The organism is Flavisolibacter ginsengiterrae DSM 18136 (assembly GCF_059568575.1).
In genome coordinates, this window is the sequence record NZ_JCANTR010000040.1 from 1 (window position 1) to 13,590 (window position 13,590).

A 13,590-nucleotide genomic window follows, 5' to 3' on the forward strand; every position below is an offset into this window, starting at 1 on the left:
CCGTCATCCTATGTTTGTTAGAGAGAATTGATGTGAGGAACTTTGTAGTGTTAACCTTATTTCAAACAGAAGAGGAAGGAGGAATCAGATTAAGTCTCCGTCATGGGTCAGAAAGACCGTTCGCAATGCTAATCCCTTCTTCCTTTACTGCTTTTACCTTGGACAGTTCCTTAGGCCTGAAAGAGCCTGTATAAAGGATTGATAAGGCGTGGCAGTAATTTTTTCTTCTGCCTGACAATGTAAACTTATGTGGTATGACAAAGCTAAGAAGTTTTGCAGGCATTGACGTCAGCAAAGACACCCTGGATGTATGTCTACTCAACAGCCTTGAGGGCACAGCCCGCACCAGGCAGTTTTCAAACAATGAAGCCGGCTTTTCAGCCCTTAGTCAGTGGCTGACCGGACGCACTCATTGTGTCATGGAGGTAACCGGTCCTTATTACCTAAGAGTGGCCTTTTACCTGCATAAAAAAGGTTTTTTACTCAGTGTGGTCAATCCCTTAGTGATCAAGCACTATGCTAAGATGAAACTTAGCAGAACCAAAACCGACCAAAAGGACGCAGGTCTTTTGGCTCAGTTTTGTAAAGACCAATCTCCAAAGGAGTGGATCCCTCCTAAAAGCTATGTAATCACCCTTCAGCAATTGGACGGTGTGTTGGTACAACTCACCAAACACCACGCCGCCCTTACCAATCAGCTACACGCCTTTGAGTGCAGTGGCGGGCTGCAAAATGATACCAGGCGTTTGTTGCAAAAACTGGTTGAGCAAGTTGAAAATCAACTCCAAAAGGTAGAAGCCAAAATGCAATGCCTGATTGAGCGCTATCATGGAGAACTTCTTGAGAATCTCACCTCCATACCAGCCTTGGGAAAGAAAACCGCTTTTATGCTCATTGTAATTAGCGGAGGCTTTACCCGGTTTGAAAATGTCAGGCAGCTTTGTTCCTATGTAGGACTTAGCCCCCGCATCTATGATTCGGGAAAGAAAAAAGGCAAAGCGCCCATCTGCAAAATGGGCATGAGCAGAGTACGGGCGTTGCTGTACATGTGCTCGTGGAGCGCTATTAAATGCAATAAGACATGTAAAGCTCTCTATGAACGCTTAATCCAAAGAGGCAAGGCTACGAAATTGGCCTTGATTGCGGTGGCGAATAAACTGCTCAAACAAGCATTTGCCATCGCTACTCATAACTGCCCCTACCAGGAAAACTATCAAAAAAATATTTGTTTTTGAACACAGTTCATTGCGATGAGCTTGAAAAACCATTCGGTGAATAAAAACGTCCATGCGAGGAAGCAATCTCCCTCTACGAAGTCTCCATTTCACTCCATCATTGCGATGAGCTTGAAAAACCATTCGGTTAGTTGTTCGCTTATGCGACAACCTGTCCCGATTATTTCGGGAAGCAATCTCCTTCTACGAAGCACCATAATCACCTCAACTTCATCACAACCCAAAAACACCACGAACTAAAACATGCCTGAAGCGCCTCATTGCGGATATTTGATTCCTCTATCCACTATCGTTACCGTGATGTCCGCAATTCAGCGCTTTCAAGCTCTCCGCATATCACGTATTCGAACTGTTGATTTTTACAAACGATAGTAAACCCTGCACTGTCAAGGAAAGACTGTATTCAAAATGATTGTTACATCCATTAGTAAAGATCGTTGTGCGCTGGCCCCGCTGCATACGCGGAGCGTTTATGGCAGCGTGCCTTTTCTTTGGTTACTTTCTTTGGGCAAGCAAAGAAAGTGACAATAAAAACTTGCCCAAGGCAATAATCATAACCTTAAACATTAATTAAATGCGATTCACATTATTCCTTAAATTTTTTCAACTTCCAACTCTGGTGCAGTTGCATCTTATAAGTTCCTATTTGCACAAGCTAAAAAGCAAAATAAAAACCTGCCAAGGCCCTACCATCAATCCCCATTTATACTATCTTTCAACCCATATGCCTATCACGTCAGTAACATTAGAAGTCAATGACGAAACTTGGCTCTCACTAAAAATAAACGACATTATATTTTTCTGCGAGTATGAAAAATCTGCCAATAAGGATTACATCCTCGCTTGGTACGATGGAGACCCGGTAAATGGAATAGGAGGCCACCGAACCTCTGGAAAAGGATATTATTTCCTTATAAAAAACAATGAACTAATATTTATTGGACAAATTGAAAGACCTCACCATGGAAAAGTGGCTAACAATGGCAATTTTATTCTTAACGACTGGTTGTTAACCTCCGATACAAAAAGCAAAGCTTATGCTTTTACTGAAAATGGAGAGCTGCTGATAAAAAAATCGCTTCGGGCCAGTCTGGTGACTAACGGCATCTCGCCAACAGGTAAGTTTGCTGTATATAAAACCTGCAACAGCAATACTCCAGATCATAGTGTGTTGCTTATGTTTGACCTTAATGCCAGAGCTATGATCTGGAAGAAAAAATTTACATTCCAGGATCCCTCTCATTTCAGCTTAGAAGGTAATAAGTACATCAAATTACACTACCCCGACAGAACATTGATCCTCGACTGGAAATTAAATCATGTGGGTTACGAAACACCTTCCAATTCAGACTAAATAATTATTCCCACGGCAACCTCCATGTCATTTGGGGGATATAAACCCTTTAACATTTCACCAAGGCTACGACAACCCAAAAACTCTCTGAACTAAGGACTGTTCCAGCGCCTCATTGCGGGTTTTCGATTCCTCTGCCCTCTGTCCTCCGCAATTCAGCGCCTTCAGTCTCTCCGCATATCACGTCTTCGATATAAAGCATGCTAAACCAGAAGGAACCGTACAAACTGTAAATGAAGAACTATAATCATAGTGCATCTAATAACCAGTAGTTCTGGTTGTTGTGCAGCGGACCCCCGCTGCGCATGCGGAGCAATTGCGTCAGCGGTGCCTTTTCTTTGGTTACTTTCTTTGGGCAAGCAAAGAAAGTGACATATAAAAACTTGCCGAAGGCAAAACCTTCCAATCAAATCATCCACCAACAAAATCCCCCAAATCCCCTCATTCTATACGTCATCCATCTCCGTACAATTACGGATCCCCCGTAAAACATTTCTCCCGACCTTTCACCCCTCATCCACCCCGTGAAAAAACGCCCCAATCACCGTGTTTTACCCTTGAAAAAACACACCATCATCCTTACCTTAGAATAACCCTTAACAACCATCCTGCACCCTTGACCATTCAAAACCAACTGCATGAAAGATGGCAAAAAAATAGGGCTTGCATTGTCCGGCGGAGGCTACAGGGCTGCCGCCTTCCACCTCGGCACATTACAAAAACTCCACGAAATGGGACTGCTCTCCCAGGTCGATGTGCTATCAACCATTTCCGGGGGATCCATCACCGGCGCTGCCTATTGCCTACACCAGGGAGATTACCCTGAGTTTCATAACTACATGGCCGGTCAGCTCATGACCAAAAACATCATTAAGGAAGTGCTCACCTCGCGCAGCTTCCTGCAATTGTTTTTGTTTTTGATAGTATTCCTTGGCATTACCATTTACCTGCTCTTTACACCCTGGGCACCCTTATCCATACTAACTTTTGTACTGACTATCTTCTTATTACTCAAGTATCAGTTCTTCATTTTCACCATCAGCATAGATGTAGAAAAAGCCTACGATAAGTTTTTATACCATAATAAAACCCTAGCCGATCTCAATAAGCAACCGCTGCTCGCCATCGGCTCCAGCAACCTGCAGACAGGCAGGCCCTTTACTTTTTCGCAAAAGAAAATGGCCGACTCCACCTATTCATTCAGGGAGCCACCCATACTATTCAAGCATGAGGACTTCCCCATAGCCCGCGCCGTCATGGCCTCCACCTGTGTACCCTTTGCCTTTACGCCTGTCACTATTGATAAAGCATTCTATAAAAACAAGGAGGAATTCGGGACAATCAACCCCCAGCTTGTCGATGGCGGTGTATACGATAACCAGGGCATCCAGAAGATCACACAACACTTAAGCAGTTATGAATGCGATATCATCATCACCTCCGATGCCGGTGGAGGGTTAGGACCGAAGATTTCATTTCACAATACCATCGCCCTGCTCATGCGCACCGTAGATGTATTCATGTATCGTATCAAGACTATGCAGATGGTAGAACACATCTACCAGAATGTCATGGAGAAAAACAAACCCATCGCGTATTTCTCCCTGGGCTGGTGCATACAGCGCCTTATTCCGGGGTTCGTAGATAATATGAAAAAGGGACTGGTACTCCGGAGCGTCATAGATGCCCATGGCCTCAAAGATGAATGGATAGCATACCCCCAATGTTTTGAAAAGGAGATAACAAAGCACCTGGAGCTTCGCACGGGGTATGCCGAAGTTTTAAAAAGAAACCTTACAAAAGAAGAATGGGAGCTTGCCCGGGGTACAGGCACCAACCTCACTAATTTATCAAAAGAAAGAACAGATTGCCTCATTCGCCATGCAGCCAATTTAACCGAGCTGCAGGTAAAATTATATTGCCCACAATTAACCAGTTAATATGCAACCAGAAGAAAGCATACCCGTTAAAAAACCTCCCTTCCGCAAACTGAAAGGCTATGCCTTTGATCCATCGCTCTCATTGCAGTTAGACACAGCGGAGATCAATAGCCTCACCTATAAAGTAGAATGGGAGAAGCTCGATCCCGGGCCTTCCGGAGAATACATAGAAGTCATTGATTTCGATCCCACCATCAACAAGTTTTATAAACCGGTCGATTTAAACGATTCCTATATCCTCGCCCAGGATGGTCTGGAAGCCAGCGAAAGCAATCCGCAGTTCCACCAGCAAATGGTATATGCCGTGGCCATGACCACCATAAAGAATTTTGAAAAAGCACTGGGAAGAAAAATCCTCTGGGCACCACGCCTGCTGGAGGATGGTGAAAAATTTGAAGAGTACGTACATAAATTGCGCATCTATCCCCATGCACTTCGCGAGCCCAATGCCTACTACAGTCCCCAAAAGAAGTCCTTATTGTTTGGGTACTTCTCATCCTCGCCGGTCGATAATGTGCTCATGCCTGATTCTCTTGTTTTCACCTGTTTAAGCCACGATATCATTGCCCATGAAACCACGCATGCCATTCTTGATGGAATGCATTATTACTATAATGATCCCACAAACCCCGATGTATTGGCATTCCATGAAGCCTTTGCAGATATAGTAGCCCTGTTCCAGCATTTTACCTTCCCCGAAGTGCTCAAGCACCAGATTGCCCAGACCAAGGGCGACCTTGCCAGCCAGAATCTGTTGGGCAAACTGGCGCAGGAATTTGGTGCCGCCATCGGTAGCTATGGCAGCCTCAGAGATGCCATCGGCGAAGTTGACCAGGTAACCAAAGAATGGAAACCCAAAAAGCCCAACCCTGACCACTACCGCACTGTCATGGAGCCCCACGACCGGGGAAGCATACTCGTAGCCGCCGTTTTCGAAGCCTTCACCACTATCTATAAACGAAGGGTGGCTGACCTCTTGCGCATTGCCACCAACGGCAGTGGAGTTCTGCCACAGGGCCAGTTACACCCGGACCTTGTCAATCGTCTCGCTGCAGAAGCTTCCAAGTCTGCAGGCCATGTGCTCAATATGTGTATCAGGGCGCTGGACTATTGTCCCCCGGTAGATATCACTTTCGGCGAGTACCTGCGTGCCATCATCACTGCCGATTCCGACCTGGTCACTGACGACAGCCGCGACTACAGACTGGCCTTTATCGATGCATTCCGGCGCCGGGGCATCTACCCCGAAGGCATCAAATCCTTAAGCGAAGAAAGCCTGCGCTATAAATGCGAGCCTATCTTGCAACACGAGACCAGGGAACTCTTTCTGATCATTATAAAATTCCTCAGGGAATACCGCAATGATGTTATTTATGAAAATGAAAGAGAACAGATCTATAACATCTCCCGGAAATATATCAGGGGAACCGATACTATAAAAGGGCTGCACAAAAGGATCTATTTCAAATTTGAAGATATCTCCGAATTTGAAAAGCTCACGGGTTTGGTATTCAATTACAACTGGAAAAATTTTGGCGTACGCACTTCGCACATTTATGACCAAAATGTAGAAGGTCCTTCATTCAGGGTGCAAAACCTCCGCCTGGTTTCCCGAAGTGGACCCGAAGGCAACCAGATCAATCATATTGTATTCAACCTCATTCAGCGGGCAGGAGTTATTGTTAACGACGACCAGGTGACTTCCTATGTTCCGGATGATACAAAAAAACCTCCTGCCAATGGCTTTGAATTCTGGGGTGGATGCACCATGATCTTTGATCTTGACAGCTTGCGCTTAAAATATGCCATTGCCAAACCTATTCTTTGCCCGGATCAGTTAACCAAGGGCCGCCAGGCATTGAACATTGGAAGGATTCTGAAACAGTACCAATACCAGACAGAGGATGGACTGGAAGGCCTCAGTGAGCACAGCCTGTATTTTGGCACTGGTCTCAAAAATTATTTCAATGAACCCTTTGCTTTTCTACACACTCATTAATCAAATCTTATGTCAGCAATAACAAATGTCCAGGTTCGTATGTACCGCATGGGTACCGGGGATTGCTTCGCTCTGAAATTTTTAAATGGAGATGAGGTATGTTTTAAAATGCTCATAGATGCCGGAGTCTGGTCTGGCAAAGCGGAGGATATAACCAAATACATAGAGAATTTGAAAATATACCTGGGAGATAAGATAGATGTTCTTGTGGTCACGCACGAGCACAAAGACCATGTTTATGCCTTCCAGGTTTGCAAGGAACTCTTTACGGAACATTTTGAGGTAGGAGAGCTTTGGTTGGGCTGGACAGAAAATGACCGCATTAAAAAAGTAAAGGACTGGAAGGAAAAATATGGAGAACATAAAATGGCACTCGGCCTGGCAGCCCGTCACCTGCAGGACGCACTGGAAAGTGATGACTATAAAAAGCAGTTTGCTGAAACACGTTTTGGTGTGCAGGCCATGGAAGCGCGGAAGAACTATGTAGAAGTTGTCACACAGTTTGCCGACCTGCATTTGTCTACCGATGATATGAATATGTACAAAGGCGGTCTCGATGGCATGGAAGTCGTCAAAAACGATATTGATGCAGCAGCAGTAAAGTATTTTAAGCCAGGTGATATCATTTCAGATATTGAGGAAGCCCCTGGTATAAAGATCTATGTACTTGGTCCTCCCACGTTGTATGAAGATGTAGATAAAGAAACAGGAGGTATAGGTGAAAGTTATAAGCATAATAATGAATTGGAAAAATCCGGTGCCTTCGGTGCAGCAGTGATTAATATGAATGGAGATGATATTGAGACACACCGGCTCTTGCCTTTCGATGAATATTATTCCATGGATCAACCCGCAGGTGTACAGCAGGAATATGAGAAATCAGACTGGCGCAAGATCGATTACGATTGGTTATACAGTGCAGGCAGCTTTGCATTGCGCATGAATGGATTGACCAATAACCTCAGCCTCGCTCTTGCCATTGAGTTTGAAGACAGCGGCAGGGTCATGTTATTCCCCGGCGATGCAGAATATGGCAGTTGGGCCAGCTGGCACAATATCGATTGGGGGCAGAAGGGTAGGGATGGAGTCACTCCATTTGTGGAGGATCTGTTAAACCGGACGGTTTTTTACAAGGTAGCGCATCATTTAAGTCATAACGGCACGGCCCAAAGATTAGGCCTTGAGATGATGAAGCATAAAGACCTGGTTGCCATGGCCACCCTGGACTATAATATTATTTGTAAAGGCTGGAAAAGCACCATGCCCAACCGGGCCATAGTCAAAGAATTATTAGAGAGAACAAAAGGCCGTTTGCTGATCCTGAGGGAAGATGACATCTATTATGATTTTCACAACGAAGTTTCCATCACCGAAAAAATTGAAGAAGCCCAGGAAGCCATGACCAAAAAAGAAAGAGAAGCCTTCGAAAAAGCAACCCAAAAAGAAGAATTATACATCCAATTCACCGTCAAAGCCTAGCCGGAAGGAAAGGATTGCCACAAAGCCGCTAAGGCACGAAGGAACACAAAGGATACTTTAAAAATTTTATGTGCCTATGTGTTCTCTTCTGTGTTCTATGTGGTGAAAAATAAGGTGAGCCTGCGAACCTTGTTACTAGATCCGAAGAAATGCCAGCCATAAAAATGCATCTCAAACCTAAAAAACTACAAACTACAAACAACAAACTAAAAACTATCTATGTGCCTATGTGAAATCCTTTGTGCCCTATGTGGTGAAAAATAAGGTGAGCCTGCGAACCTTGTTACTAGATCCGAAGAAATGCCAGCCATAAAAATGCATCTCAAACCTAAAAACTAAAAACTATCTATATGTCTATGTGGTAAAAAAACCAAATCGTCAGATGTAAACTTATTTATGTAAAACAATCCCAAACAACCAAAACCAACAATCATGTCTAAAAAAATGCTAAGCATCAGTGAATCAAAATTTGCAAAACTTCATGCAAAACTAAAATCGCTTGAAAAAGAAAACCACTCATTTAAAATCGGAAGTAAAAACCTTTCGCATTTTCTTTTGGAAAATACAGAATTCGAAGATGATACAAATGAGCCCTGGGCTATACGAACCAAAAGAGTCATTCTATATATAGCAGGAGATTATACCACCAGTCCAAATGACTTGCAGGTAACTATAAGATTGAAAGAAAATCTTGGCTATGGTGAAGACGAATATACCTTATTGCAAAACCGCTTGAATAAATTAGTGAAAACCCATGATACCTCCTTAAGTATTGACAAAGAAGAGACAGATGCCTGTGAAAAGGTAAGAGATTGCATAAAACTGGTAGAGAAAAAAATTTCTGATAAACCTACTGATTAATTGTATCCTTATGAGAAAGACATTAACCTACGCAGCATGTTGTATGCTCTTTATGAGTTTTGGTGCCGTTGGACACACGCAAACTAACATTTGGAAAAAAGTAACTATTACAAAGGCGTTTGAATCGAAAACAGAGGATGACAATAATCCAGCCACCTTTGCATTTACCATTCCAAAAGACACCAGCAATTCTTATTTGATCAATGCAGGAATCGGGTTCGATTTTGTGAAGCCTACAAAGAAGAGTAGAGTGATTACATCTGGCACTGCTTTTTTCCTGTATAACCGTAATACACTCATAGATGAGAAAACAAAGAATTATAAGTTAGGAATTACTGTGGGACATTTTATTGATATAAATGAGTATCCTACAACCGCAATATTTGGTTCAACCTCCATTCAATACATGCATAATTACATTGACACAACCCATTCATTTATTGCTACTAATTACTGGCACCCAATGTATAAATCTACAAGCTTCATTCACATAGGAGGTTACATGGCCACCCCACATATAGTGGATTATTATTTCCTTCCACAGGCAGGATTGGAATACCAGAAGGTTTTTGATGCCAATAGCAAAAGCAAGGAAGGTTATGATGCCATGTTTTATTTTAATACTACGCTAAAGGTGCGTGTGAAGAAAAAAACAAGATTTAGCACGGATGAAATAAAACAGATTAAACTGGATAGCCTTTATGACATTAAGGTCTGGCAAAACAAGACTTTAAAAGAAGCAATGGCCGAGGTTGATAAGGAAGTGCCAGAGGGCACCACCAGGGAAATGCCAAGCAATACCTGGCTTTCCCGGTTTGTCTTTAGTTTTTCTTATACAGGCAGATCATCCTTTGCCAATCATAATTCAAACTTTGAAAACTATATGCCCTTGTTGACAGCCGGAGTGGATTTCTTTCCTTTTAATAATAATGATGTTTCGCTTGGTGTTTCATACAATGATGGCGCAAACCCCATCGACGGAACTCCAAAGCAGACCTATTGGTTATTGTCAGTGAATTTTAAAAAGTAAAATCCAGGCGTCATTGAGCGTTCGGTAAGTTACTATCATTGAAATGAGCTAATGAAACCATTTGGTGGGTAAAAAATTTATGGGAACATTTCCCGGTTATTTTGGGAAAGGTCACTCCCTCTACGAAGCTGTATTTTAGTCCGTCATTGCGCGGAGCTAGTAAAAGGCTTCGGTTAATAGTATGCTTATGCGACAACCTGTCCCGCTTATTGCGGGAAGCAATCTCCATCTACGGAGTACAAGTAACCTTTCGCAATTCTGCAGTATGCTAATCCTGTCAAATAATAATAAAGACTTTGACCCTTCCCCAGGCAACGACAACCCAAAAGCTCTCCGCACTAAAGCCTCGTCCAGCGCCTCATTGCGGGAATTCGATTCCTCCGCCGCCTGTCGTTACCGTACCCTCCGCAATTCAGCGCCGTCAGCTTCTGTGCATATCACGTTTTCGATCTAATTAATGTTAGCACTCTGTAGTGAGCTTTCACTTTAAAGGAAAGATTGTACATAAAGGGAATGTTTCAACTTTTAGTTATGATCGTTGTGCGTTGGCCTCCGCTGCATACGCGGATCCCGCAATGGCGGGACAGCGGTGTCCTTTTTGCTCCACTTTTTGGACACGCAAAAAGTGGAATTAAAAAAATTGCCGAAGGCAAAATCCCCACCCCAAATAATAACATCAACAAAAAAAAGAGGGTATGCTCTCACATACCCTCTAACACCATAAATAAGGGACACACATTACTTACCATAATGACGACCCTCTCATTTTAAAGTACTATCGATCAACAAAATAATCACTCATTAAAATACGCAACCCGCAAACAGCAGAGCTATCGCATTTTCAGTAGTACTATTTTCCTTTCTAACCGTCATATTGATATAGAGGTATCAAGATTTCATACGTTTTGAAAGGAAACATCTGACGGGGTAGGTTTTCACTTACCCCTTTTTTTGTAATAAAAAATCCTGCTATAGTAAAAAAGCATCCGTATGAAATGCTGTGTTATTTGCAGCATATTAATAATACCTGCATTACCAATATCTCTTTTCCAATTTCAATAAGCCATCCTTCATAATTTCTTCATCCCCGCTTCACATTAAGGCAATATGGCTTCCTGATTTTTGTATCGAAATAAAAAACAAAAATCATGAAAGCACCCAACACCTTCAAACCATCCATCGCCATCATCACTGCCATGTTTTGTATCAACTTAGCTAACAGCCAGGATCTTGCCTTTGCTGCCGATCGACAGCCCGTCAATAAGATCAATGTCCAGTTAAAGATTACCCCCACTACTCCAGGCTTTCGCATTAGCCTCCAACCCCTGGAACAAAAGGAAAAAATTCATTTATGGATTTCCAATGCAGAAGAAAGAAAATTAAGTATCGTCCTTACCTCCGAAAATGAGGTGCTATGGTCAATGTCCACCAGGGAACCCTATTTCTCCCGTATTTTGAATTTGTCCGCCCTTGAGGATGGAACCTACTACCTGAAAATAAATAATGGCCTCACAAAGATTGAAAAGACGCTTGTTATCCAATCCAAAGAAAAAATAGAAAAAGATATCCGCATCCAGTGATATGTTCCAGTGCCAGTTTTGCAGTCAATAATAATCTCTGAATCATTTTGAAGTGATCAAAAAAGAGCCTGCAATAAAAGAGGGAGCCTATGCTCCCTCCCTGGTTTGATAAATATGTAACAGTTGCCCTTGGGCCGAATAAATAACCCTACTAATTCATTTCAGCTTCCAGTTCTGCAACCAATTTAGCATTCTGAAACAATCCTCCCCATTTCGTTTTTAAGAACTGATCAAAAGCTATCTGTTCCTGTTTAATAAAACCTTTCTGTGGCAGGCTGCCCTTCGCCACCATTTCCACCACTGCCGCTATCGATGCCGCGGTAGTCCAGGAGATAGCTCTCCATTTCTTTCCGCCGATGCTCACAGGATGGTAGGCCTTGTAAAACTCTTCCCGTTTCAACTGTCCTTGCTGCCAGCCTTCCACTACTGCATACACATATACCACATCCTCCTTCACCGGTGGTTTGGCCTCCGTAAGTATTTGTTCCAGTATAGCCTTCCTTTCTTTTAATATCAGTTCATACATCAAGAACCGCATCAGCTGCGCATGGCCCGGGTAGCGGATTGTTTTGTAGTTCAATGTATCCACCTTGCCCTCCATCGTTTCACACAAAGTGCCCAGTCCCCCTGAAGTTGAAAAAGCCTCAAACTCCTGTCCTTCAATATTGATTGTTTCAATGCCATCAAGAGAAGGCACCATTTTTCGCACACCATTATGAATCACTTCAGCATCATTAATATATTCATTGATCACACCTGCCGGCGACCAGGTGAAGGAATAACCCAGCAATCCATTTGGATAGCGCGGTAGAGCACCCACTCTTAGTTCAATATCACGGATGGCATCAAACCGTTTGCACAGGTCGGCACCCACTATACCTATAAAGCCTGGACCCAGACCGCATTGCGGCGCCATCACGCCTGCAGAAGTATCTGCCATTTGACGAATAGCAGCAGTAGTGGCCACATCTTCTGTCAGGTCAAAATAATGAATGCCCAGTGCATAGGCAGCCCTGGCCACTGGGAGGTTCAGGTTGTAGGGAAGGCAGGAAACAACAGCATCCTTGCCATGCAAAAAGTTTTTCAGTTCATGCGGATTACTAACATCACCCGCCATGCTATCAAAAGGTAAAGCATCAACCGGTATGTTCTGATCAAAGCCTGTGACAGTAAAAATTTCGCTTAATAATGTGCCAACAAGAGAGCCCACCTTTCCCAGGCCGATAACACCAACATGTTTCATGTAAATAATTTTCTGGTAAATAAAATCGTAATCTGTCCCTGACTATAAGTAGTGTTAAGAAGTAATCAGCAAAGTATCAGGGCACATTCGCACAGGCGCTCCGCAGGAATGCCATGTACGAAATATGAATATTAAGCAGTTTATTCATTCTGGCGCTAAATTATAACATACCTCCATTCATTCTCGCAGATGTGTATCATCTACAAATCAAAGGGATAAATGGCCACAAAGACACGAAGGCACTAAGAAGCACAAAGAAGTAAGTTCAGTAAATGATCCCTGTCCCCATTGTCCCAGTTGCCCCTGAACTTCAAAATCTAAGGAATGTCTGCAAATATTTTGCATCTTTCAGCCTGCCTGTAGCGCCTCATTGCGGAGCCCCTGATTATAACCGTCATTGCGATGAGCGTGATAAAGCATTCGGTGAATATAAACGTCCATGCGAGGAAGCAATCTCCCTCTACGAAGCTTTCTAATAGCATTAACTTCAACGACAACGCAAAAACACCTCGAATTAAAAGCCTCTTCCAGCGCCTCATTGCGGAAATTCGATTCCTGCGCCGCCTGTCGTTACCCTATCCTCCGCAATTCAGCGCCTTCAGCCTCTCCGCATATCACGTGTTAGATCTAACTACTGTTAGTGCTCTGTAGTGAGCTTCAACTATCAAGGAAAGTAAGTAATCAAAGTGAATGTCGCATCCAGTAGTAATGACTGTTGTGCGCTGGCCCGGCAAAGCGGCGGAGCATCGCGTTTGCCTAGACCTTTTGTATTCTAGTTCTCCCAAACCTCCAAATTTATATTCTTTTTAAGCTGCAAATTTGTAGTTATCCACGTAAAAGGCACCTCTTTTCACAAGTGAGAACATTCT

9 protein-coding genes are annotated in these 13,590 nt (G+C 43.2%); 8 read left to right on the plus strand and 1 reads right to left on the minus strand.

Annotated features, from left to right (window positions below; genetic code table 11):
- Positions 1 to 254 precede the first annotated feature (254 nt).
- The 8 genes from BP74_RS21220 to BP74_RS21255 all read left to right on the plus strand — a co-directional run bounded on the left by BP74_RS21220 (position 255) and on the right by BP74_RS21255 (position 11,478).
- Positions 255 to 1,235 carry an IS110 family RNA-guided transposase gene (locus tag BP74_RS21220; RefSeq protein WP_496377507.1) on the plus strand — a complete coding sequence of 327 codons (981 nt, stop codon included), beginning with the start codon at positions 255 to 257 and terminating at the stop codon, positions 1,233 to 1,235.
- Between the two features lie 724 nt (positions 1,236 to 1,959).
- Positions 1,960 to 2,589: a hypothetical protein gene (locus BP74_RS21225; protein ID WP_496377509.1), complete on the plus strand. Its 630-nt coding sequence runs from the start codon at positions 1,960 to 1,962 to the stop codon at positions 2,587 to 2,589.
- A 638-nt stretch (positions 2,590 to 3,227) separates the two neighbouring features.
- Positions 3,228 to 4,529 carry a patatin-like phospholipase family protein gene (locus BP74_RS21230; protein ID WP_496377511.1) on the plus strand — a complete coding sequence of 434 codons (1,302 nt, stop codon included), beginning with the start codon at positions 3,228 to 3,230 and terminating at the stop codon, positions 4,527 to 4,529.
- Between the two features lies 1 nt (position 4,530).
- Entirely contained in the window at positions 4,531 to 6,528 is a 1,998-nt protein-coding gene (locus tag BP74_RS21235; RefSeq protein ID WP_496377513.1) for a hypothetical protein, read from the plus strand.
- Between the two features lie 9 nt (positions 6,529 to 6,537).
- Positions 6,538 to 8,007 carry an MBL fold metallo-hydrolase gene (locus BP74_RS21240; RefSeq protein WP_496377515.1) on the plus strand — a complete coding sequence of 490 codons (1,470 nt, stop codon included), beginning with the start codon at positions 6,538 to 6,540 and terminating at the stop codon, positions 8,005 to 8,007.
- A 432-nt stretch (positions 8,008 to 8,439) separates the two neighbouring features.
- Positions 8,440 to 8,868 (plus strand): hypothetical protein, encoded by a 429-nt coding sequence (locus tag BP74_RS21245; RefSeq protein ID WP_496377517.1) that lies wholly within the window; start codon positions 8,440 to 8,442, stop codon positions 8,866 to 8,868.
- A 10-nt stretch (positions 8,869 to 8,878) separates the two neighbouring features.
- A complete protein-coding gene (locus tag BP74_RS21250) occupies positions 8,879 to 9,898 on the plus strand; it encodes a hypothetical protein (protein ID WP_496377519.1) in 1,020 nt (339 codons plus the stop codon).
- A gap of 1,148 nt (positions 9,899 to 11,046) precedes the next feature.
- Complete coding sequence (locus BP74_RS21255; protein WP_496377521.1) at positions 11,047 to 11,478, plus strand: T9SS type A sorting domain-containing protein; 432 nt, start codon at positions 11,047 to 11,049, stop codon at positions 11,476 to 11,478.
- 151 nt (positions 11,479 to 11,629) lie between these two features.
- On the opposite strand, the gene BP74_RS21260 is transcribed toward BP74_RS21255, so the two are convergent.
- Positions 11,630 to 12,721, minus strand: coding sequence for a saccharopine dehydrogenase family protein (locus BP74_RS21260; RefSeq protein ID WP_496377523.1), 1,092 nt, complete (start codon positions 12,719 to 12,721; stop codon positions 11,630 to 11,632).
- Between the last annotated feature and the right edge of the window lie 869 nt (positions 12,722 to 13,590).

Excerpts from the sequence above, each read along its gene's own strand:
- BP74_RS21220 (WP_496377507.1), top strand. The coding sequence starts at position 255 with ATGACAAAGCTAAGAAGTTTTGCAGGCATTGACGTCAGCAAAGACACC.
- BP74_RS21225 (WP_496377509.1), top strand. The coding sequence starts at position 1,960 with ATGCCTATCACGTCAGTAACATTAGAAGTCAATGACGAAACTTGGCTC.
- BP74_RS21230 (WP_496377511.1), top strand. The coding sequence starts at position 3,228 with ATGAAAGATGGCAAAAAAATAGGGCTTGCATTGTCCGGCGGAGGCTAC.
- BP74_RS21235 (WP_496377513.1), top strand. The coding sequence starts at position 4,531 with ATGCAACCAGAAGAAAGCATACCCGTTAAAAAACCTCCCTTCCGCAAA.
- BP74_RS21240 (WP_496377515.1), top strand. The coding sequence starts at position 6,538 with ATGTCAGCAATAACAAATGTCCAGGTTCGTATGTACCGCATGGGTACC.
- BP74_RS21245 (WP_496377517.1), top strand. The coding sequence starts at position 8,440 with ATGTCTAAAAAAATGCTAAGCATCAGTGAATCAAAATTTGCAAAACTT.
- BP74_RS21250 (WP_496377519.1), top strand. The coding sequence starts at position 8,879 with ATGAGAAAGACATTAACCTACGCAGCATGTTGTATGCTCTTTATGAGT.
- BP74_RS21255 (WP_496377521.1), top strand. The coding sequence starts at position 11,047 with ATGAAAGCACCCAACACCTTCAAACCATCCATCGCCATCATCACTGCC.
- BP74_RS21260 (WP_496377523.1), bottom strand. The coding sequence starts at position 12,721 with ATGAAACATGTTGGTGTTATCGGCCTGGGAAAGGTGGGCTCTCTTGTT.